Consider the following 22,836-nt stretch of genomic DNA (forward strand, 5'->3'; position numbering starts at 1 on the left):
ATCGAGGAGTTCAGGTCGAAAAGTCATAGTACGAGTGTCTCGGGTCTAGTAGTTCATTAGATCTCATTTCTGACCTTTGACACAATCTAATTTACAATCCCAAATTGAGTTGAGGTACGCCGCAGCAAGTCAGCTCCCCGTTGCTCTAACCCAGTAGCTATCCGGACTCTACCTGCTTCCGCCCTTGCCTCTGCTTGCTGCCTCTGGGCGGCTGCCGCTTGTTGTTGTGCTCGCTGTTGTTGTACTTGTGCCTGTTGTGCAGCGAGCTGTGCCTGTTCTCTGGCAACTCCCGCTTGAGTTGTTTGAGCCTCTGCAAGTTTCACTCGTCGGTTGGCGTCGGTTAGTCGTTGCGTTGCGATCGCCAGGTTTCGATCGGCTTCATCAACTTTGGCTTCAGCAATTCGTTGTTCTTCTCGGATCTCGCTGAGGTTTCGATCGGCTTCTTCAGCAATTCTGTCGCGTTCACTCGTGAGATTTTCAACCTTAGCTTCAGCACTTTGAATGCGTTGCTGAGCAAAAATAGCGGCGATCGCAAACATTATTACCATTGCAGCTGCACCCATTCCGACCAGGCGTTTAGCTCGGTTGCTCGCATTCTCAGCTTGTCGGCTCTTGCTGATGTAATTCTTATGTTGCTCAGCAGGGGCGGGATGCTTCTCCTCACTGTCTTTGAGCCACTGCTCTGCCTTGGTTAAATCACTACCCCGCAACAAAAAACTGTCATTACGTCCGTTATTCTCCCACTCGATGGCTCGAATCAGTAGGCGCGTATGCATCCGCACATGATTGAGGTCGGTATCTAGTGCCTCAATCAGTGACTGAAATGCTTGGTTAAAATCATCGCGTTCTCTAAAAAATAACCAGTTATGCTCACCCAGTGAGGGATGGAGCAGGGCTGAGTCAAAGTCATCGCGTCTGACGATGGGCATTAACCGCTTGCGGTAAAGCACTGCATGGTCAATTTCCTGGTTACAGACTTTTGAAGCGAGGGAATCAGGACTGATAACGAAGATAAACGTGTCGGAGGCTTCGATGCCGCTTTGAATTTCGTTCCACCAGGCGGTTCCCAGTGGGATGTCTTGCCAATCTACCCAGGTGTCGCGGTTGTTAGCTTGCAATGCCTGATGCAGGGATTGAACAAACGCTTTGTCACGACGCGAGTAGGAGATGAAGACATCGACCATAGTGTGCTCCTGGGATGCTGTCTGCTGCTTTTCAACATATAGGAGCTTTATAGGGAAGTTTATAAATTACTGAATCTCTTTCTTTGAGGGGAAGCAAAGGGAGAAGGGGCGATCGCTCTATGTAGCTATAAGTGAAGGTTTGGGAAGCGAGCATTTGGGGGAAGCTTTCCCCCAAGCCCCCTTGCTGGAGGACGAGGCGCGTCCCCCAGTCCCCTTCCGATCAGGTGTGAGTGGAGTGTTTATAACGCGCTTACGGGTGCCAAGTGCGGGTGTTTCTGGAGTGGGGTAGTTATGAGGGGCGACCCTTGCGGTAACGGCGAAGCCGCACGCCTGGGGATGATTTGGAGGGCGTAGCATTTGAACAGAGATGGGGAGGGGATGTGCAGAGATGGGGGTCAAATGCTGTGCCCGTACGGGGGATGGGGCTATGGGGAGGGGCGATCGCTGCTGGAATCGCCTTCGGATTGCAGTTGGGTGAGAACCTGCTGCACAGCAGGATGGTCAGAGAGGATGTGGGTTTGCCCTGACTCAATGACTTGACGGATGAACGTGACAAAGTTTTGCCAAACGGTTTGGGTGTTGGGATGGTTTTCACCTAAGCGGTTGAACAAAATGTTGAGTGCCTCTAGATAGAGGGGCTCTGCCTCACGGTAGCGGCCCTGGGAATAGTAGAGTCCGGCTAGATTGTTCAGACTGGTAGCCACAGCGGGATGCTCCTCCCCCAAAATCTGGCGACGCAAGTCCAACGCCTGAATGTAGAGCGGTTCTGCCTCACTGTAGCGGCCCTGGGAATCGTAGAGTCCGGCTAGATTGTTCAGACTGCTGGCGACATCGGGATGCTCCTCCCCCAAAATCTGGCGACTCAAGTCCAACGCCTGAATGTAGAGCGGTTCTGCCTCACGGTAGCGGCCCTGGGAAGCGTAGAGTGCGGCTAGATTGTTCAGACTGGTAGCCACAGCGGGATGCTCCTCCCCTAAGCGTTCCTGGACGACTTCGCAACACTTTTTATGCCAGGGCAATGATTGGGCATAGGCTCCCTGCCCTTCATAAAACCGACTCAACCCAACATATGGCCAAATTAAGCTATCATCGCTGATCCAAACCTTTAGAGCCGTTGCGACTTCTTGCAGGTGGGGGAGGGCGGGGGTGAGGGTCTGGATCTGGGCTTTGGTAGGGGTTTGGGGAAGGGTTTGGGCGATCGCCACCATCACCCGACAGAGCGATCGCTTGAACTCGTCTGCCTGCTCAAACTGGGTCAGTTTAGTCTGGAGAAACTCGCGGATCAGTTGGTGCAGTTTGTAGATGCCGGGTTCGACTCGTTGCAGCAAACTGCGATTGACTAAACCCAAATCTCGACAGTCTTCCAGGTCTTCGGCATCCCAATCGGGGAGGCATTGTTCGACCCATTGCCAGTGAATAGGAGCCAGGGCAAACAGACAGAGCAGGTAGCCTAACTGCCGTGCAGCGTCGCTCATCTTTGAGTCTTGCCAACTCAACTCGAAGGCAGCAGCAACACTTTCGTGGGTTGCCGTCATAGACTCTTGTCGCACTAATGCCCGTGCGGCTAATCGCTTGTCGTTGAGGCGTTGTTGCAGCGTGATCAGGTCAAGGTCTGGTTTGGAGGCAAGGTAGCGTCCAGTTAGTTCTAACCCCAGGGGTAAATAGCCCAGCCACTCTGCCAACTGTTGTGCCTCGGTAAGTTGATGGTTGATGCGTTCTTCGCCTGCGATCGCTCGCAACAGATCCAACGCTGCCTCTGGCGGTAACACATCGAGTTGGAGGTAGTGGAGCGATCGCCCTAAGTAGAGCCGGGAGGTGAGCAGCACCTTAAACCGGGAGTCTTGTGGAGGGAGATAGGAAACGATCGCCTCGTAATCGATGACGTTATCCAACACGATCAGGACATTGCCGGGGTGCCAGTTGCGCCAACAGTAGGCGACCTGATCAGGTAGCTCTAAGCCATCAGGTGGGGTAAGGTCTAACTGCGATCGCGCAAAGTTGACAATTTGAGTGCCGATATCGGGTTCCAGTGCCCGTAGCCAGCAGATGCCACCGGGGTAATCGGACAAGTGGGCGATCGCATATTGCAGGGCGAGTTCAGTTTTGCCGATGCCTCCCATGCCTTGAATGGCGGTGATGGCGAGGCAATTGTTTTGTTGGAGTTGGGTGTGGAGTTGGTGCAGTTCATTGGCGCGTCCAACGAATTGGACAGCACCACTGCGGGGGAGATTGTGGGGGGTGCCTGTGGGCTGAAGGGACTTGAGGAATGCGGTCAGTACCTGGGTGAGTTTTTCCTCTTCCCAGCCGTGGAGGTGGATGCCCATATTGGCAACGCCCCCCTCCTGCACCAGGGCTTGGAACCCAACTGCATCTCCGGTGTTAATTTGAATCGCCTGCTCAATACTTTTGTTCTGCTGGAGCCGCTCAACTAATTGTCCGATCGGAGCTGCCGCAGGTGCAGTTTGAAGGTCTTGTTCGATGAGTTGTTTTAGCTTCTGAATTAGCTCATCAGCCATAGCTATGACTACTCAGGCTTAGGATTTGTGCCGTACTGATGGATCTCGCCAATATAGGCAGTGCCACCTTCAACTTTGGTCTGCCAACCTCTGGCATTGTCGTAGTTGTTTTGGGTCATGCTGCTGTTGTCTTGCAGCTTCCCGGCGTGAATCTCCTGGGCGATCGCTTTCACCTCTGAGGCAAATTGAGGGTCGAGCATCTCCACACCCAACAGAGTTCCGACCGTCTCGATCGCTGTCTTATCGCCTGCCTCTGCTTTTTGTAGGGCTTCCTCTGCCATTGCATGTTTGCCGCGCAACCGATTCCAGATCTTTTGGCGGAGTTCGTCCATTTTGGCGATCGCGGTTTCAGTAAACTTCTCCGCGAGTTTGCCAGCACCGGACTCTAGGAATTTGGTGAAGGCAAGGGTGGCGATCGCAGCAGCAGTAAAGGTGGCAGGGTCTGTCATGAGGAGTTTGGGGGCTTGGAATTTTCTTCTGTTATAACCTAATTTATAGCTTTGCCTATAAAGGCTCTTCAAAGCTGGAGATATTGGTGCTACTGCATTACGGCAACGGTATGAAAATTTGTTGCTGGGTAAAAATCGTGTTCTTTACAGTTTTCCTTATAAAGAGTGTTATAAAGTGAGCAATTAATGGCGAGAACTTGGAGCTAGCTTTGAATGCGGTTTAGTGCTACTAAGACTAATTCAAAAACCTTGAGATCGAGATGAGGTAATTACTCTACTCTAGTTTTCCTATGACGAGCGAGCGTGAGTCTCACAATGACAGCATGATGCAGCAGACGAACCAGGATGCCGCTAAAGGGTGGCAGACTCGTGTGGAGGGCGGTACTGCAAATATTGCTGAGACAATTGTGCAAAACTTCGTTGCTGCACGCCCTTCTGTAGGAAAACCTTTCCAGGCACTTCCCCTACCAAAGGACTATATTGATCGCCCTGATGTTAGGCAAGCAATCAAAGCCCTATTGGTTAACGCTGCGCCAATCGCTGGCACGCTGGTCGTCAGTGCCATATATGGTTTAGGCGGCATTGGTAAATCGGTTTTGGCATCTGCTTTGGCACATGATGCAGAGATCCAAGCACGCTTTAGCGATGGAGTTTTATGGGCAACTTTGGGTCAAAATCCAGACTTGTTGTCATTCTTGTTTAATTGGATTCAATCTCTGGGCGATCGCGACTACAAGCCTACAACTCCTGAAGCTGCTTCAGAGCACCTGCGAACATTACTCTACGACAAAAACATGCTTTTGGTTGTTGATGATGCTTGGAATCCGGAGCATGTAGAGCCATTCCGTGTAGGTGGGACAGGTTGTTGGGTACTTGTGACAACTCGTGAAGCCCAAATTCCTGATGCAGAACGGTACGACATGGATGTAATGTCGGCAGTGGAAGCTGTAGAGCTTTTACTCAAGAAAGCACAATGTCTGGAACCGACAATACAGGAGAGAGAGCAAGCAAATTGGCTGGCTAGAGAGGTTGGCTATTTGCCGTTGGCGTTGGAACTATCAGGTGCCCAGATCGCCGATGGCATAAGCTGGGAAGAACTATTAGAAGATTTGCAAGCAGAGGTAGCGAGGCTAGAGACGCTAGATTTACCCAATAGCCAAGGGGTACGAGATGAAAAGACTCGTAAGCGGCTAAGTTTGACCGCATCTTTTAATCTCAGTTTGAAGCAGCTATCGCCAGAACAACTCCAGCAATTTGCTTGGTTAGGGGTATTGCCAGAAGACGTATCAATTTTGCCAGAGGTGGCAGCAACACTTTGGCAGGTTGCTCCCCGACAAGCGAGCGCAATCCTGCGAACTTTTCGTGCTAAAGCGTTGCTGCTATCTGGATTGCAGCAGGCAGGACAAAAAGCAACCTATCGGCTGCATGACCTGATGCATGATTTAGCGAGAGGGCTCCTGACAGGTTCAGGCACAACCGAACTGCCAGGATTGGGACTGACATTCCCAGAAGCTCATAGGCTATTGCTAGAGCGTTACCAAGCTAAGACTCAAGGAGGTAAATGGCATACCCTACCTAATGATGGCTATATTCATGCCTATCTGACCTGGCACTTTGAACAAGCGCAACAGGTGGATGCCTTGCATGAGTTTTTACAGGAGGAAGATGCTCAAGGTCGAAATGGTTGGTACGAAGCATGTGACAAGCTTGGGCAAACTGCCAATTTTGTCACGGATGTTGCCCGTGCCTGGATGCTGGCAGAAGCAATGTATCAGAAGAACCGTACTCAGTCTATTGCTTTGCAATGCCGCTATGCCTTGAGCATGACTTCCCTCAATAGCCTTGCAAAAAATATTTCACCAGAGCTAATGGCGAACCTTGTAGAGCACAGCGTCTGGACACCCCTTCAAGGGTTAGCCTATGCATTACAAATTCCATCTCAAGCACAACGAGCTTCCGCAATTCAGCAGTTGGCACCAAAACTTCCGGAGGAATTGCTACCCAAGGTATTAGAGGCAGCTCGCTCTATTGAGAATGCTCAATACCGCTTTAAAGCGCTCGTTGCTTTGGCATCGTATAAACCAGAAGTATGGTCAGAGGTACTAGAGGCAGCTCGCTCTATTGAGAATGCTCAATACCGTTCTGAAGCGCTCGTTGCTTTGGCATCGTATAAACCAGAAGTATGGTCAGATAAACCAGAAGTATGGTCAGAGGTACTAGAGGCAGCTCGCTCTGTTGAGGATTGTCACTACCACTACCGTTCTAAAGCCCTCGTTGCTTTGATTCCAAAACTTTCAGAAGAATCGTTACCTGAGGCACTAGAGGTAGCTCGCTCTATTAACGATGCTGATTACCGTTCTAAAGCCCTCGTTGCTTTGATTCCAAAACTTTCAGAAGAATCGTTACCTGAGGTACTAGAGGTAGCTCGCTCTATTGAGAATGCTCGTTACCGTTCTGAAGCCCTCGTTGCTTTGATTCTAAAACTTTCGGAAGAATCGTTACTTAAAGCGCTGGAGGTAGCTCGCTCTATTGAAGATGCTTACTACAGTCCTAACTACCGTTCTGAAGCCCTCGTTGCTTTGATTCCAAAACTTTCAGAAGAATCGTTACCTGAGGCACTAGAGGTAGCTCGCTCTATTAACGATGCTGATTACCGTTCTAAAGCCCTCGTTGCTTTGATTCCAAAACTTTCAGAAGAATCGTTACCTGAGGCACTAGAGGTAGCTCGCTCTATTGGGAATACTCGTTACCGTTCTGAAGCCCTCGTTGCTTTGATTCTAAAACTTTCAGAAGAATCGTTACTTAAAGCGCTGGAGGTAGCTCGCTCTATTGAAGATGCTTACTACGGTCCTAACTACCGTTCTAAAGCCCTCGTTGCTTTGATTCCAAAACTTTTAGAAGAATCGTTACCTGAGGCACTAGAGGTAGCTCGCTCTATTGAGAATGCTGATTACCGTTCTGAAGCCCTCGTTGCTTTGATTCCAAAACTTTTAGAAGAATCGTTACCTGAGGCACTAGAGGTAGCTCGCTCTATTGAGAATACTCGTTACCGTTCTAAGGCACTTGTTGCCTTAATTCCACAACTTCCGGAGGAATTATTGCCCAAGGCACTAGAGGCAGCTCGCTCCATTAAGGATGCTCAAAACCGTTCTCAAGCCCTCGGTGCTTTGGCACAGCATAGACCAGAAGTATGGTCAGAGGTACTAGAGGTAGCTTGCTCTATTAACGACGCTGATTACCGTTCTCGACCCCTCGTTGCTTTGATTCCAAAACTTTCGGAAGAATTGTTACCTAAGGTACTGGAAGTAGCTCGCTCGATTGAGGATGATCACTACCGTTTTGAAACCCTCGTTGCTTTGATTCCAAAACTTCCAAAGGAATTTTTACCAAAGGCACTGGAGGTAGCTCGCTCTATTGAAAATACTCAATACCGTTTTCAGGCACTTACTGCTTTAGCGGCGTACATGCCAAAGCCGCAGCTAGAATTACTTCTTCAAGAAGCTCTTTTGCAAGTATTAGAATCATCCCGCGCAATTCGAGATGACTCTGATCGCACTGTAGCTCTTGGGCAGTTGACACCATTTTTACCCAAACACCTACTTAGGGAGGAGTTCGGAATTGTTAATCAGATTGAGAATCTGGGTTTACGTGCCAAAATTCTATGCAATCTGATTACTAAACTTCCAACACTTCAGCCTGATGCGCTGAAAACTATTAACACTATTCACGATAAGTCAGATCGTGTGGCTGCTCTGATCGAGCTACTTCCGCATTCACCACAACTGCTGTCCGATATATTAAAGGAAGTTCACGCTACTGAAGATAGTTTTCAACGGGCGCTTGCTCTTAGCAAATTGGTGCCCTTCAAACCCGAAATTCTGTCAGAGGTACTAGGATCGGCTCGCTCTATTCGTGCTGTAGGTCAAATCAAAATCTTGAGTAACTTGATTCCCTACCGACCAGCTCTTTTGCAGGAGGCATTAAAAGCTGCCCGTGAGGTTTTAGATAATCATGTCCGTTCTAACGTTATGAGTAGCCTGGTTCCTTATGCACCAGAAATTTTGTCAGAAGTGTTAGAAACGATTCATGCAATCCCAGGCGATGTTCCTCGTGCGTATGCTCTGGGCACGCTTGTTGCTCAGTGTAACTTAGGCTCCCAGAACTATGACTTCTGGAAAGAGATTCTCCACACGCTAGCAAACCGCGATCGCCAAGACCTACTCAGAAACATCCCTAATTTGAGCCGAGCTATTTTTGAGCTAGGTGGGGAAGAAGCGATCGCTGGGGTTTTTCAAGCAATTCAACAAGTATGCCGATGGTGGCGTTAGTAGCAGGAGTAACACTTTAGAAGATTTAGGTAGTGGGCGATCGCTTAGGGATGGCTGAGGGGGCGTAGCATTTGGGCGAGGAATGGGGGAGTGGTGCAAGGGTTGATCTGCCAAATGCTGCGCCCGTACGGGAGGGGCGATCGCTTACTTCCCCGACGTGTATTTCGAGAGCAATTCCTTACCGGGTTCTCCCAGTCGTTTCACCATTGCTTCGATCTTCTCTAACGCTAAGGGAGAGGGTTTAGCGTGTTTGTTTTCCCAACGATTGACCGTTGGAAACGTCACCCCTAACTGAGCGGCAAACTTTTCTTGCGTTAACCCTAAGCGATGCCGCAAATCACGAATTAAGTCACCGATTTTGACGCAATCGGACAATGCTGTTTTTTGAATCGTCATAGTTGGAGATATGGCTGCATTATGGCTCTATCAGAGGTTATAGCAACATTCATAGCTCTTGTGACCAGAAGCATAAGTGCGATCGCTCTTTGAGACACATGGAGTCTCAATCGTGGGGGATGGGGTGATTGCTGGGATAGGGTTCGTCATTTTAGAGTGGGCATCCTGGGAGTGATTTGCCGCTCGGTTTATGAATGCGATTTAGCGCAGAGGGATGCAGTGACGATTTTGACGGTAGCTGATCAGCCTGTGTTTTTCCCATCCGTTCCAATATCGCCTGAGTTAGATGGTTATATCTATCTGGCTCAAGCTCTCTGTGAGGGAGAGTTTGGCGCGAATCGTTTGTTAGAGCAGCAGTCTCGTGTTGATACCATCACGATCTATTCGGCGGGGTGGTTTGGCTATCTGCCACTGGCTCCGGTGGTGTCGGTGTCATTGGTGGAGGTGCGGCGCGGGGTTGATTCGTGGTCACGGTCAATTGGCTTACCGGAGTGGATGCCTTTAGCAGGTGGGGCTTACTCCATCACTCCTGATAGTGGACGGGTGCAGATCTCGGTTCCTGCGGATGAGGCGCGGATTACGTACATGGCGGGGTTTGACTTCACCCAACCTGTGTTGGAAGTGCAGAAGATTAAGGCGATCGCTGGCTTAGTCCTCTCCCACATGGCAACCAAAAACCCTGGACTGGATAGCCTATCCGTTAATCCAGCGACAGGAGACGCTACGAGTCATAACTACGCCAAATTGGATGACTACCTCAAAACGATTCTGCTGCCACTGAAGCGATATATTCCCAGGAGCTTATGAGTCGTCGTCGAAGGAGAAAGCAGCAAAGCCAGAGCAGTGAGCCTACACCGCGTAGTCTGCCGTCGTCATCGTTTGGGTTGCGTCTTTCGTCATCGTTCTTTGCCTCAATTCCTGACACTGAGGAATTCCCGACGCGATCGCCCGATTTAGCAAAACAAATCATCGACCTGGTGAACCATTGCCCAGAAGCGGGGGTAGCACTGGAGGTTCTTTGCGCCTATGCCTTGTCGAGTGGAACTGGCGATGAACTGGGCTTTGCCGTCCTGCCGGATGAGAACGATCCACGACCCAACACGGTGAAGATTGCGAGAGCAGTCATAGACCGAGTGGGGGATATTTGGCTGTGGTGGCAAGTGATCTGGCGGTTCCTCGCCTGGGGCGATGCCTTTGGCTTGATGGAGATTGATACTAAAGCGATGCAGGTAGAGGCTCTGCGCCTGCTCCCAACCTGGCAAATTCACGCTATCCCCGATGAAACGACGGGGCAAATTATCCACTATGAACAGCGGTTTGGTGGACGGAGGGAACATGCTGTTATCCAACCGTTAAGCATGGTGCAGTGGTCATACAATCGCCGTTACCTGTATGGGCGATCGCTCTACAGAGAAGCCTTACCCGATTGGGCAAAACTGAAGGATGTAGACCAGGATCTAAGTGATGCCAGTCGGGAAGCTGCGCTCCAACCCAACGTTCACATCATGCCACCGGGGGCGGATGAGAACTACAAGCAGGCTTACAAGAGTGACCACGAAGCCCGCAAAAAGAAAGGCATTGTGCCGGATATTTACCTGCTGCAAGGGGCTGAAGTTAAAAAGCCAATGGGTCTGCCGTCGTCGTTTCCGCTCACTGGTTTCCTTGACCATCACCTGATGAGACGGGCACGTATTGCGATGCGATCGCGTGTGCCTCCCTACCTGCTGGGCATTGATAGCAAGTTTGCTAAAGAGATCTCAATGCAACCTGCGATCGCCTTTGTGGTTCAGGTGGGTTTGGTGCGTCAGTTGTTTAGTGCGGGGTTACGACAACTCATCAACACAGAATTGGCACTCAAAAACGTCTCACCTAACAATTGGGTGTACCGGATCGTGTTTCCGAAAATCAACGTCAATCCCTACGCTGAACTGATTGAAGAGGATGTCGATCAGCCGGGGGTGACGGATTCCGATTTTGTGATGAATGGAGGTGGTTATGACTGATGTGGTGGTGAGGGCGATCGCAACTGATAACCTGGTGTGCCGAAATTCGGCGCGGTATCCGGCGATCGAACTGCCGAAGTTAGCCGTATATCTGGTGGGTAAGCCTGCCAGTATCGATCATCCGTCTGCGTTCCGTGGCACGGTCAAGGATGAGTGGGGGAACATCACCGCTGCCGGGGTGGAGAAAGCAGAACCTCCAACAGACCTGGACGATCACAATAAGCTGATTGTCCAGAAAGAGGGCTATCACTACGTCTGGACGGACATTACCTGTGATGTAGCGGTAGAGCACATTGAAGCGTTTAAGAAAGATTTGCGGCGGCGGGTGTCGATCGCGGCGATGTATCAGTTCATGCGCTGCCCTGGCTGTACCTGTGGAGAAGACGTGTTTTCGGAGAAGTGCCCCAACTATTTTTGGGAGTTGCCTTACTTCGAGCGGTGTGGTGTCGTGGATGCGCTGGAAATAAGCTTGGTCAGCACTCCTGCTGTCCGGGTGGCCCGTGTTGTTTCTATTGATGGAGTGAATCTATGAAGAAGGTTTTAGCAACGGATGTAGTGGTAGCGGATGGTGTGGTGAGTGAGGGTGAGGCGATCGCTCAACTGAACTCAAAAAGTAAAGGAGAGAGTGATGCTGTACAAAATATAGAGCAATCTAAAACACAACCCGAATCATCCCCAGAACAACCTAACGAACAACCTCAAGAGTTGCGACTAACTGCCGACCAACTGCAAGCGGCAATTACACAAGCCATTGATAACGCTACCGCTCCACTACGACAACAAATAGAGCAAACCCAACAACAACTCAATGAAGCGATTCAACAACGTGATTCCCTACAGCAGGTGTTTAACGTGATTGGTAAACCTGCGGTGATGGTAAATACCAAGCTTGCGCCTGGGCGCGGTCTCTCCGAGACACCCGCAAGGGGTCGTGCAGCGGGATTAGCCGCTGATTTTATGCAAGCGTGCGAGAGTGCGCCCTCTGAAATTTACGTCAATCGCAAGACCGGAAAGCGATATGTACATCGGGATTTGAACGATGCCCGTCGCGTGTTTCATAGCGATCGCCTGCAACTCCGCAAAGACATGGAACAGCTTGCCCGTGACCACGGCTTTTTGCAAGGTTATCGCCGCATGAGTGCCAGTGATGCAGTTACTGTCAGAACTGACATTGCACCCTTACTGCTCGATTACCTGTCGATGGTGATTCGGGAAACCCATTCAGCCCGATTCATCTACTGGCAATTTCCCTGGTATGAGCTGGAGTTAGGCAAGGGACCGGGTGACACCGTGCAAGTCTCTCGGCAGCGATGGATTGCAGAACCAACCACAGTGGCATCTCGAACCCTCACACCCGGTGTTCCCCTGACCAATACTCGACAGAACATCTCCTCCGGAGCCGTGACCATAGCATTGCAAGAGCGGGGCTTAGGGCTGGATGCTTCTAATCCTCCCGTGGCGATTCCTGAATTCCTAACCGCCTACTCCATGATCAACCTAGAAAACGTTGTGATTTCCCGATTGGGACACGACTATGAAGCGTCCGAAGATCTCTTCATTCGTACCCGCTACTTCGCCACCACACGAGTGGTGTACAACAACCGACAATCGGTGACGACTAATCCAGGTAGCCTAACTGCGAGTGGGGATGGAACCATTACCGAAAACTTCCTCAACAACCTCTATGCCTACATGAGCGGGTTACAGATTCCCCCATTAGATGATGGCTGCTATGTCTACCCCCTGCACACTACAGGGTTAGCTCAACTGAAAAACTCCCTCTCGGCTAAGAACCAGTACCTAGACCAGATGAACCTGGAGGAGCTGACGATGCTCCTACAAGTGGCATCCAACCGAGAAATGGGACGCTGCTCTGGGTATGCCGGATCGGCCTGTGGCTTCCACCTCTTTAACACCAACGCTCACTCGATGGGAGCTGCTGGAACGGAAGGGGTGCAAACGGAAACCTTAGGGGCTGGCTCTACCCTGACTCGTGCCAGTGTGGCGTTTGGTCGGGCAGCCGTGGCACGGGCGATCGGGATGGAAGCGGAGATCAGAACCGACAATAACGACGACTTCCAACGGTTAGACTCCTTTACTTGGCTCTCCCATGAAACGACAGGAGATTTGGATGTGGACCCGGCAATCCACCCTGATCAGCAGCTGCGAGTGGTTGAGGTTCATACGACGGATGTGGTGCTTTAGTTTGGTGGTTAATGGTCAGTGGTCAGTGGTCAGTGGTCAATGGTCAATGGTCAATGGTCAATGGTCAATGGTCAATGGTCAATGGTTAATCGTTAATTGTTAGGTGAATTATGGCTGACAAGTTTCCGACGGCGTATTACGAGGCTCACAATATTCCGACCTGTCCCAATGGGGATAAGGTGCGCTCTGACGAGGAGGGACTGTTTTGCTGGGTTGAGGGGGCACGAGTTCCGGCTCTAGTGACGGGGGGTCAGGTTGTGCTTCAACCAGTCAGCACAGTGCCTGAACCCTTAGTTGAGCCTGCTAAGACTCCAATACCTGCTAAAGCCAAAGCAAAGGGTGAACCGACTGATGCCAACGGATAATGAATATCTCAGGCTCATCTACAACGGAATGCCAGGTGCTAAGCCCTCTGGGGTAAACACTTCCCAACTGAATGCAGCAAATCAAAGCACACAGATTGACTTTGAAAAGCGATCGCGCCTGTCAGTGGGGTATCAAATCTCTGGTATCTCTGGAACGCTAACCCTGCGGCTGGAAGGGCGGATGTCGGCTACAGATGCCAACTGGTATCCCCTCTCCGCGACGGGGCAAGACATTAGCAGAACTGCCAATGGCAACTATTTCTTCTCCTGGGAGGGGACAGCCTTTCAAGTGCGGGTGTTGTTCGTTTCAGGAACTGGAACCGTTCTGATCTCCATGAGGGTTGATTGAGAGTGACTAACCTGAACTCTGGCTCTGGTCTACTCAACCTGAACGGATTAGGGATGGCTGGAGGGTCTAACCTGAACGTGGGCGATCGCAACCTCAACTTACAGGAGTGGGCTAATACGCTGACGGGTGCAACTGTCAACATGAATCTAGGATCGGGCAACCTTAACCTACCTGCGCCGACTGCCTCGCCATCTCCGTCACCTACGCCTACTCCAATCTCACCAGCAGGGCTGCCCTTACCAGAGAGTTGGATTGATGTGAGCCAGGAAACAGCGATCGCTGATGGGTTGCCAATGGTGACACTGACGGAGCGTTCACCAGCAGAGCGATCGTTCACATCGGCTATGCCCGGAACCTATCGAACCAATCAAAGAAATGGGCTGCCTGTGCTGCGAACGACACCCCTAACGACAGCTTACCTGGCTTCGACAGCTCCGGTGATTGCGAGTGGTTCGCCGTTCTGTCTGTGGTTTGTGGGGCGATCGGATGGAGCTGACGCGATCGTCTGGGGAAACCAGCTTCCCAACCATCAAGTGCGAATCAACTATACAGGGAACCGCACGCTGTTTCTCTACAACGGGCCTTCGGTCACGAGTGATGGGCTGACAGGAGCGGAGGCGACAGCATGGAACATCTACCTCTTTGTGCGAAACACAGCAAATGAGGTGCGCTTCTACTTGAACGGAGTACCGAAATTCTCAGTAGTGGGTAACAATGCCGGAGCATTTAACCTGGGGCGGCTCTTAGAAAGCTTTAGCACTCCATTTGTAGGAGACTTTGCCGAAGCGGGGTACAATGCGGCTGATTTTTCTACAGCTCAGCTCAACAGCTTAGGGATGTATCTGAGTGTTAAGTGGGCGATCGCCTGGACCCCTATCCCATGAACTCGAATCAGGTTTTTACTGAAGTTCGGCGGATAGCAGTGCGGGTGCATCTGATAGGGGTTGCTCCGGTCGCTGGCGCGGTAGAGGTGGGTAGTGTGGCTCTGTCTCTTCCTAAGCGTGAGTTGATGCGGGGGGTGTTACTACAGGTCAGCCCTGATTCAACCGAGCGGATTTGGATTGTGGGTGAGGAAGGCGGTGTGAGTGAAGGGATTAGCATCGACGCTGGCGATCTCTTCGAGATACCCGCAAGGGGTCGCCACTTTTTTCTTCCGGTGGGAAATTTAAACCAAATTTGGCTAGTGGCTGAGGTCGATCATGCCCTAGTTCATTACTGGGCGATCTAATCCCCCTAGTAATTCGGTGACAGTTTTGTACACAAGTTTGATAAGCTCTCAGAAAAGCTTTACGTGATAAAGCTTTTAGAGGTAAGGCAGAGGTCTGCAAAACCTCCACTCCCCAGTTCGAATCTGGGTGCCGCCTTTAAGGAAAAACATTACAGGGCAAGTGTTCTGGGGATAATCTCAGTGTTGTGGGTGAGCGCATAAAATGGCGCGATTAGCAAATTAGCGGCGCAACCCCAAATTTTAGGCAGTTTTTTTGCTTGCAAATTAGTAGCTGTACGTTTTCACGAAAAATGGCGCGGCTTTCAAATTCGTGGCGCGTAGCCCAATTTTACCCATATTCCAAGTCTTTCAAATTCATGGCGCGGATTTTTCTTGTTTTCAAATTCGTGGCGTGAGTTCGTTCAACACCATCAAGTTTTTCAATTGCTTGCTAAAGCCTTCCTAAAACCCTCATAAATTGCGGCTTTCAGCCTTTGAAAGGTACTGAAAATTACTCAAATTCATGGCGCGAATTTTCTTCAGAGATTGCGCTTTCAAATTCATGGCGCGGATTTTTCTTGTTTTCAAATTCGTGGCGTGTTCACCTATTAAAACTCCACAAGAACTGCGGATCAGGCGAGCAACTTAACAGAACTATTAGGAGGTACTTACTGCTTCAGCTATATAGTTAGATGTCAGATTAACTGCGCTATATCCAAAAATGAGGTACAAAGCTTTTTTGTTAGAGAAGTTTCACAAAAGAGATATTTGTACCCTCATATCAAGCTGCAAGATAGCTGCGCTGGGGCAAAAACCTTTATAAAAAACAGTCTCAGGCTATGAGACTCTCCGAAACATAATCATTGAATTAACTGCATTTTTAGGGAAGTCTACATAAGTAAAGTAATTTGCAGACCCCTGCCTCTTTCAACCTACCTTTTAACCCACCTATTGACGGGAGGGCATCAGCAACGAGCGTCCTATCCCAACCGCGATCGCCCGCCGCACGATCTTTCAACCCACCCATTGACGGGAGGGCATCAGCAACTGCGACTTGCTGCAATCGACCAAGTTGCAAACTTCACTTTCAACCCACCCATTGACGGGAGGGCATCAGCAACCCAAGATAGAGATGCAGATGGCAGCATTAAGTCTTGCCTTTCAACCCACCCATTGACGGGAGGGCATCAGCAACTTCCGCCTGCAATCTGAGCAGCGGTATAGGTTGCAGCTTTCAACCCACCCATTGACGGGAGGGCATCAGCAACCTCTATAGCAAGCAATGATCACGTCAGCGTCAGGCTCTTTCAACCCACCCATTGACGGGAGGGCATCAGCAACCCTTGACCCGACAAAGCTTGACTACATCGACCTGCTAGCCCCCTTTTCGCAAAGGTTGCTAGCTTTTGAAGAAAATTTGGCTTTTTGAGTATTAGAAAAACCTAAGTACAGGACAAAAGCTTGCAAAGAGGGAGTAGGAGAGGGTTTCATGAGAATTACTACATTCATCCATAAAACCCTCATGAATCAGGTTACTCTACTTCGAGATGCACTGCGTCCCCATCTTGCTTGGCATGGGGCAAGATTAAGCTTTGTCGCTGCGTTCCTCATTGCCCTCTTGCGAGTCAAAACCGTCAATTTCGCTGAGGTAGCGACGGGCTTTAGTGGCAAGGCTCAGACCGATTCTCACTACAAACGCTTGCAGCGATTCTTCCGCTCCTACGAACTCAATTACACCGAGATTGCTCAAACGGTTGTCGCCCTCATGGCGATTCCAGAGCCGTGGACTTTGTCGTTAGACCGAACGGAGTGGCAGTTCGGTGATTGCGTCTTCAACATCCTAATGTTGGGCGTGGTGCATGAGGGTGTTACTTTTCCCCTCGTCTGGTGCTTACTCGATAAGCGAGGTAATTCCAACAGTGATGAACGCATGACGCTGTTCAGTCAGTTTCTAGAACGATTCGGTGAGCGAGAAATCGCTTGTCTGACCGCAGATCGAGAGTTTGTGGGTAAAGACTGGTTTGGGTATCTGCTGAGTGACCCGCTAACTCCCTTTCGGATTCGTATTCGAGAGAATCATAAACTCACTCATGGTCGAGTCAGCCTCAAAGTCGCGATTGCGTTTGCTGATTTAGCGGTGGGGCAAACCAAGGTTTTGCGTCATCAACGACGTTTGTGGGGGCACTGGGTTTATATTGCGGCTTTGCGCTTAGAGGACAATTCACTGTTAGTCGTTGCAACCCAAAGCGCCCCTAAATCTGCCATCTCTGATTATGCAAAACGCTGGTCGATTGAAACCTTGTTCGGTATCTTCAAAACCCGTGGTTTTTGCCTTGAATCGACTCATCTAACGGATCGGGAGCGCTTGAGCAAACTTCTGGCGTTACTCTCGTTAGCCTTGTGCTGGGTCATTCTTACTGGAGAATGGCTTCATGAAATCAAGCCGTTGACCATCAAAAAGCATGGACGCAGAGCCAAGAGCATTTTCCGTTATGGCTTTGACCATCTTCGCCACATCGTGCTCAACTTAGAGCAGAAAATGGATGATTTCCGCCACGCTCTACAATTTTTGTCCTGTACTTAGTAGAAAAACTTATCAAATTGTGTAAGTTTTCATACATCAAAATTTCAGACATTGGCAAACCTCCTGGAGAATCTTACCTCGCTTTGGTTTGCCAAACTTAAAGAATTGGTAGGCTCAACCCATGCTTGGGGCGTATGATAGCTGGCATGACATGTATCTCTGTATCCTTATAATTAGAAGCGTTGATCTGCTAATTCTAAGAATTGCTTCCTCAACAGGTGGCGCAACTGTATTTGTGCTAGCGGCATCTGATAAATCAAAGCACGCATTATCACGGACGAAGCAGACAGCTATCGGGGACGGAAAGCAACAAAACTAACCCATATTTAGTGGAGCTTTGCAACGCGCCAACAACTTTAATCATTCAATTGTCTAGGTTCGGAAGTTGTTGTCAGACGAGCAAACTAAGCAACGGTGGAATTTAATGCCGAGTCATTGGTTGCAGTGCAGATTGCTACTGCTTTTTCTTTCATCGTACCTTCCCTGGTCTGATAACCTGTTACAACTCGAATACCATGCTTAGCGGCACAACTGCGAATAGATTGAGCAAGTTGTTTGTGACTCCATCGATGCATACTCATGCGAACCTTTTTTTGATACGCCTTCTGAAGGTTAACGTTGTCATCAGGGAACAATCTCCTTGCCTTAGCTTGAATTTCACACTCAACACTTTCACGTAGACTTTGGAAGTCGGGAATGATGATGCAGCTTGCTCGCCATTTTTGACACAGTTCCACAATGCGATTAGCAATTAAATGGTTAATGTGCTGCATTAAGTTAGATTCCTCCTCACTTCGGGCATAAAATCCTTGCTGTTGTTCTTTGCTTCTCAGGAACTGGTTCTTCTTTTTTAACCTACTCCAGCGACCAACCAATCGATAGTCCTCTAGTTTCAGTTGCAATAGACTTCGAGTTCCTTGAGGGATTCTCCTTCGCTTCCTCCTATGCTTTCCTTTTCCTTTACGTTCTGGTTCAACCTTGAAATCAAGTTCCTGCTCTAAGTTCCTTCCTACTTGGGATTTTATAAACTTTTCTCGAATTTTCTGAGACCGTTTCTTCAGAACTTCTGAATCTTGTTTAGTTAGCAATCCCCGAAGATCTAAATACTTCAATGGTTCAGGCAACTTGCTCTGAGCTAAACACGGAACCCGTTGATCTACCACCGCAGCTCCTACTAGCTTATTTAGAGTGAAGCAAACTCCTACTGCAATTTGAGATTCTCCTTGATAAGCCGCTTTGCTAGGGCGAGGTGGAGGCAAATTGTTTTCCAATCGCTTCAAGCTTGTTTTGAGGTGTTTGATCCTAGCCTGCTTCTTTTTCGATTCCTCAGAGGACGACAATAATTCCTCTTCTTCTTCTGAATCATCTTCCTCAGAAGGTTCACTAAACTCTCCTGACACTCCCATCTTCTCAAGTTCTGCTTCCGCCCTCTCAAGCTCTGCTCGCTTTTGAGCCAACTTCTCCTGTCTTATTTGCTCTGTCCCCTCAGCAGTTAACAGACGTGGATCATAGGTGCAGTGTAAATAAAGGCGGTGAGTTTTCCAGGGTAGCCTTTTGCTAAGGGTAAGATACAGAAGACCTTTAAACCAGGATTCAAACCTCTGGTTGAAAAGCTCTAGCTCATGGCTTGAACAGGATGATTGCTCTGGCACCTGCATCCCACTGAACCACTTCAACCATAAGTTCTGTAACTTCCAATGGTTTGTTTTGTGTAATTCCTGGTGATCTTCCCTCCAAAGTAAACTGGCAGAGCGTAAAGCAAACAGGCTCATTGAAAATTTCTTTTCCTCTTCCAGTTCATGGAATGAACTATAGTCTGTGAAGAATTGCTTTAGAATCGGTTGCTGCCTGCGATCGCAGTAAACTGCTAGTCGAAGATCGCTTAAACCTACTCCTCTGAAACAAACATGAATCCGCTCTTTTGATTTTCTCTGACGTTTTCGTGTTCGGCAACGTTTAGGTTTAGTACGAGTTGTCTTCTCAGTAGACTGATTACTGGAAGAGTTACTCACCTTTGACCAATACACATCGTCGTTACTACCAAAGAGGATTGGATAAGGCAAAGTCTTTGGCAGCCTCGACATCTCTGCCATCCGATTTGGCTCATCTTGTTCCCATGTTTCAAAGTCTTCTGAAACGTCAGGCAAGGCGATCGCTTTTTCTAAAGCCTCTTCATAGTGTTGTCCCAACAAATCTCGACCTTTGGGAAGGCGGCTCTCTAGTTGTTTCTGTAGTCTTTCAATCTCAACCCTTTTCCTCTCGAGCCTTAAAGCCAATTGATCTGGGTCTTCCTCCTCTAAATTCACTTGGCAAGAATTTTTAAGTAAGTGAGCGATCGCACGGCGTGTTAAAGGAAGTTTTGTAGTTTTCCATTTCTTAAACAGAAGCGACATTTTTGAGGCGAGTGCCTTCTTCGATGCAAGTTTCTTCCGTTCTTTTTTAAGCTCATTTTCTACCTGAGTCAAAACCTTAGCTGCTCTAGCACGAATTTTTGTGTCAGAAAAATCTGTGTTTTCTGATAGAGCTATATCGGTCTCAACAAGCTGTAACCAATTTTGTTTGCCCTCAATTGCCATACCTAGACTTTTTTGCACCTCAAACCAGGAATTAAAGGTATACAAAACAGTCGAGATCGCAGAGGTATAAATACGGGCTGGAAGCTCCGCAAATGATTTATCCTTTTCTCTAATATTGTCACACAGCTTCTTTAAGTTTTCTCTTGACACTACTCCTTTGCTTCTCCAAGTCTCAAAATCTTGATCGTCAATAACCTCTCGAATTAATTGATTGACAAAAAGAGAATATTTGAGGAATAAATTCCATAAGTATTCTCGTGTTTCCAAGTCAGCGCAAATGAGGAATTTAGTTGTATGCATCTGTCAATCCTTTGCTCAAAAGTATAGATAACTTCGTGGCACTTGAAATGAGTTATGTTTAAGGACTTGATTATTCTGTTCGGATTTTCCTGAGAAGTAGAATTAAAGTTTCCCCATTCAATTCACTAGCCAAAGATTCAATTAGTTCGACTATCAAAAACTCAATTTCTTTTTCTGTTAAACTCAGCCACTGCGAGTCAAAATAATCATCTGAAAAATGACTAACTAATATTACTAAATTGCAGATTGCAGCATCAATTAAAGGTGAAGGCACTGAATAGTCCTCAGTGTTTGAACCTTTCATAGTAATGAAACCTATTAATGAAAATGAGAAATTAGGTGGTGTCTAGAACTAAACACGCTGAATATTAAATCATTTGCCTTTTCTTGAATAGGTTTAATAAGTAATCTACTCCTCAAATCAATTGGAGTAAACTAATGATTTTATAGATACCCCTTTGTCTTAGAAAAAGTCAACAGGATTGCGAGAATTTAAACAAATATTGGGTTGAAAACCACTACCGTTTTCTATCTACTAATAGAGGTTTTCTCCTATTAGGAGGCTTCAGGAAAATTTAGTTCTTTTCAGGAGATTTCTAGAGATTTTCAGAGATTTCTAGAGATTTTCAGAGATTTCTAGGAGCAATTTGGAGACTGCAAGAGATTCCTAGAGTGATTTGGAGATTCCTAGGAATAATTCGGGGATTTTCAGAGATTTCTAGGAGAACTAAAGAGAACTCAGGAGAAGTTAGGACCAAATTGGAAGAAGTTTGAACTTTCTTAGGAGGAACTAAGAGAAATTAGGAGAAGTGGAGAAAAACTGACTCAGATAACAGCCTGAAAATAGATTGTTATTTTTGAAAAATAGTATTGTTATTTCATGGCAACCTTGTAGTCTGAGTAGTAGAGCTTGCCTCCTTAAATCCTTGAGCATTAGTTTGACAACTTCTCAGAAAAACCGCTCTATTATTGTTTTGAAGGCAATTTAAGTGAATGAAAACTGCTCTATGGTTTTGATGAGGGCGTAGTAATCTTCAACTGCTAAGGCGTTGTATTCAAACTCGTTTGCCTGCTTCTAACAAACGTAGTTCCTTTAAGCTCTAACGATCGGCAATTCATCCCAACAAGTGGTATATCGCTTCGATGGATATCCTACCCGCGTTCCCCAATCTTGTTTCAATCCCATAGCCGCATACTTGATGCTGCCACTGCCTAGCTTCCGGTTAATCTGATCCATAGCCTGCATCAGTCGCTGACTCTTTTCATCGCTGTGAGCATCAAACAGGTTCGTTTGCACCTCATCAGCTTCTACTAACTTTGGAGCAGACACCCCAGCTTTGTAGTACTGAAACCCCTCCTTAAAGAGAGCAGATGCAGCCTCTAATGTGTGGGGGAGGAGCTTGTCTGTGAGGTTAGTCGGGGCTTCTAACCGAATCTCTTGACTGGCTTCATATTGTGGAGTGTTTGCAAAACGATTGGTTCGCATCGACACATAGACAACTTGAGTGGCTAATCCCTCTTGCCGCAACTTTTCTGCTAACCGACTGGTATGAGTCGCGATCGCCTCCCTCATTTCTGCAAGTTCAGTCACTGGGCGACCAAAGCAGCGCGTTACCATCATGCCCTGCCTTGGATCAGACGTAGGTTCAACAGGCAGACAAGACATCCCGCCCAACTCCAATACCGTTCTTAGCAGAATGACCCCAAATCGCTTTTTAATCCAACTTTGGTCTGCTTGTTGCAACTGAAGGGCCGTTTTAATTCCCCTTGCTTGCAATGCCTCAGCAGTATGAGAACCCACACCCCAAATGCTCCTGACTGCCACCTCGCTCAAGATGGCAAACCAATCTTGCCCTGTGGTTAAATCCACCACCCCTTGGGAGGCTGGATCTGCTTTTGCCCTGTGGTTGGCAATTTTTGCCAGGGTTTTAGTTGGAGCAATGCCGATCGATACTGGGATTCCAGTCCACTGCTTAACGCTCTGACGCATCTGCTGCCCGTACTCGACTCGGTTGTGCTGACTAAAACCCGTTAAGTCAAGAAATGCTTCATCGACTGAATACACCTCAACTGTAGGGCAAAAGTGAGAGAGGGTCGTCATTACCCGACGAGACATATCCCGGTACAAGGCAGGGTTGCTTGAGAAAATGTGGAGTCCGTGACTGCTGACGAATCGTTTGACCTCGGTTCCCATCGCCTGCATTTTGATGCCAATGGCTTTGGCTTCCGGTGAACGGCTCACCACACAAGCATCATTGCCACTGAGCACCACCACAGGCTTGCCTTCCAAGGCAGGATTAAACACCTTCTCACAGGAGACAAAGAAGGAGTTACAGTCTGCGAGTGCAATGATTTTAGGCTGCATCGCTACCCA

At 48.5% G+C, this 22,836-nt stretch carries 17 protein-coding genes and 1 CRISPR repeat array; of the genes, 10 read left to right on the forward strand and 7 right to left on the reverse strand.

Annotation, left to right across the window (positions count from 1 at the left end; genetic code table 11):
• Positions 1-86: 86 nt before the first annotated feature.
• The 3 genes from H6G89_RS32490 to H6G89_RS32500 all read right to left on the reverse strand — a co-directional run bounded on the left by H6G89_RS32490 (position 87) and on the right by H6G89_RS32500 (position 4,149).
• Positions 87-1,184 (reverse strand): toll/interleukin-1 receptor domain-containing protein, encoded by a 1,098-nt coding sequence (locus H6G89_RS32490; protein WP_190514156.1) that lies wholly within the window; start codon positions 1,182-1,184, stop codon positions 87-89.
• A 425-nt stretch (positions 1,185-1,609) separates the two neighbouring features.
• Positions 1,610-3,700: a tetratricopeptide repeat protein gene (locus H6G89_RS32495; RefSeq protein ID WP_199337073.1), complete on the reverse strand. Its 2,091-nt coding sequence runs from the start codon at positions 3,698-3,700 to the stop codon at positions 1,610-1,612.
• A gap of 8 nt (positions 3,701-3,708) precedes the next feature.
• On the reverse strand, positions 3,709-4,149 hold the full coding sequence (locus H6G89_RS32500; RefSeq protein WP_190514157.1) for a hypothetical protein: 441 nt from the start codon (positions 4,147-4,149) through the stop codon (positions 3,709-3,711).
• A 290-nt stretch (positions 4,150-4,439) separates the two neighbouring features.
• Between H6G89_RS32500 and H6G89_RS32505 the strand changes: the two genes are divergently transcribed.
• The gene (locus H6G89_RS32505; protein ID WP_190514158.1) at positions 4,440-8,477 is read left to right on the forward strand and encodes an NB-ARC domain-containing protein; all 4,038 of its coding nucleotides are present in this window, start codon (positions 4,440-4,442) and stop codon (positions 8,475-8,477) included.
• Positions 8,478-8,621: 144 nt separating this feature from the next.
• Here H6G89_RS32505 and H6G89_RS32510 read toward each other — a convergent pair whose 3' ends face one another.
• A complete protein-coding gene (locus tag H6G89_RS32510; RefSeq protein ID WP_190514159.1) occupies positions 8,622-8,873 on the reverse strand; it encodes a helix-turn-helix domain-containing protein in 252 nt (83 codons plus the stop codon).
• Positions 8,874-9,092: 219 nt separating this feature from the next.
• Here H6G89_RS32510 and H6G89_RS32515 point away from each other — a divergent pair, with 219 nt between their 5' ends.
• From H6G89_RS32515 to H6G89_RS32555, 9 genes are all read left to right on the forward strand, one after another.
• Entirely contained in the window at positions 9,093-9,680 is a 588-nt protein-coding gene (locus tag H6G89_RS32515; RefSeq protein WP_190514160.1) for a hypothetical protein, read from the forward strand.
• On the forward strand, positions 9,677-10,876 hold the full coding sequence (locus tag H6G89_RS32520; protein ID WP_190514161.1) for a hypothetical protein: 1,200 nt from the start codon (positions 9,677-9,679) through the stop codon (positions 10,874-10,876). Before H6G89_RS32515 ends, H6G89_RS32520 begins: the two co-directional genes overlap by 4 nt.
• On the forward strand, positions 10,869-11,408 hold the full coding sequence (locus H6G89_RS32525) for a hypothetical protein (protein WP_190514162.1): 540 nt from the start codon (positions 10,869-10,871) through the stop codon (positions 11,406-11,408). Before H6G89_RS32520 ends, H6G89_RS32525 begins: the two co-directional genes overlap by 8 nt.
• The gene (locus tag H6G89_RS32530) at positions 11,405-13,081 is read left to right on the forward strand and encodes a hypothetical protein (RefSeq protein ID WP_190514163.1); all 1,677 of its coding nucleotides are present in this window, start codon (positions 11,405-11,407) and stop codon (positions 13,079-13,081) included. Before H6G89_RS32525 ends, H6G89_RS32530 begins: the two co-directional genes overlap by 4 nt.
• A gap of 110 nt (positions 13,082-13,191) precedes the next feature.
• On the forward strand, positions 13,192-13,446 hold the full coding sequence (locus tag H6G89_RS32535) for a hypothetical protein (RefSeq protein WP_190514164.1): 255 nt from the start codon (positions 13,192-13,194) through the stop codon (positions 13,444-13,446).
• Positions 13,433-13,795, forward strand: a complete 363-nt coding sequence (locus H6G89_RS32540) for a hypothetical protein (protein WP_190514165.1) — start codon at positions 13,433-13,435, stop codon at positions 13,793-13,795. The genes H6G89_RS32535 and H6G89_RS32540 overlap by 14 nt, the downstream gene beginning before the upstream one ends.
• 2 nt (positions 13,796-13,797) lie before the next feature.
• The gene (locus H6G89_RS32545) at positions 13,798-14,679 is read left to right on the forward strand and encodes a hypothetical protein (protein WP_190514166.1); all 882 of its coding nucleotides are present in this window, start codon (positions 13,798-13,800) and stop codon (positions 14,677-14,679) included.
• Positions 14,676-15,023: a hypothetical protein gene (locus tag H6G89_RS32550; RefSeq protein WP_190514167.1), complete on the forward strand. Its 348-nt coding sequence runs from the start codon at positions 14,676-14,678 to the stop codon at positions 15,021-15,023. The genes H6G89_RS32545 and H6G89_RS32550 overlap by 4 nt, the downstream gene beginning before the upstream one ends.
• Before the next feature lie 915 nt (positions 15,024-15,938).
• A CRISPR array of direct repeats spans positions 15,939-16,343; the repeat unit is 37 nt; unit sequence CTTTCAACCCACCCATTGACGGGAGGGCATCAGCAAC.
• Positions 16,344-16,524: 181 nt separating this feature from the next.
• Positions 16,525-17,586, forward strand: coding sequence for an IS4 family transposase (locus H6G89_RS32555; protein ID WP_190514177.1), 1,062 nt, complete (start codon positions 16,525-16,527; stop codon positions 17,584-17,586).
• Between the two features lie 404 nt (positions 17,587-17,990).
• On the opposite strand, the gene cas12k is transcribed toward H6G89_RS32555, so the two are convergent.
• The 3 genes from cas12k to H6G89_RS32570 form a co-directional block, all read right to left on the reverse strand.
• On the reverse strand, positions 17,991-20,462 hold the full coding sequence (gene cas12k, locus H6G89_RS32560) for a type V CRISPR-associated protein Cas12k (RefSeq protein ID WP_190514168.1): 2,472 nt from the start codon (positions 20,460-20,462) through the stop codon (positions 17,991-17,993).
• A 70-nt stretch (positions 20,463-20,532) separates the two neighbouring features.
• Positions 20,533-20,766: a hypothetical protein gene (locus H6G89_RS32565; RefSeq protein WP_190514169.1), complete on the reverse strand. Its 234-nt coding sequence runs from the start codon at positions 20,764-20,766 to the stop codon at positions 20,533-20,535.
• Between the two features lie 789 nt (positions 20,767-21,555).
• Positions 21,556-22,827, reverse strand: a complete 1,272-nt coding sequence (locus tag H6G89_RS32570; RefSeq protein ID WP_199337074.1) for a Y-family DNA polymerase — start codon at positions 22,825-22,827, stop codon at positions 21,556-21,558.
• Positions 22,828-22,836 lie beyond the last annotated feature (9 nt).

The sequence above is a fragment of the Oscillatoria sp. FACHB-1407 genome (assembly GCF_014697545.1).
Taxonomy (GTDB): Bacteria; Cyanobacteriota; Cyanobacteriia; order Elainellales; family Elainellaceae; genus FACHB-1407.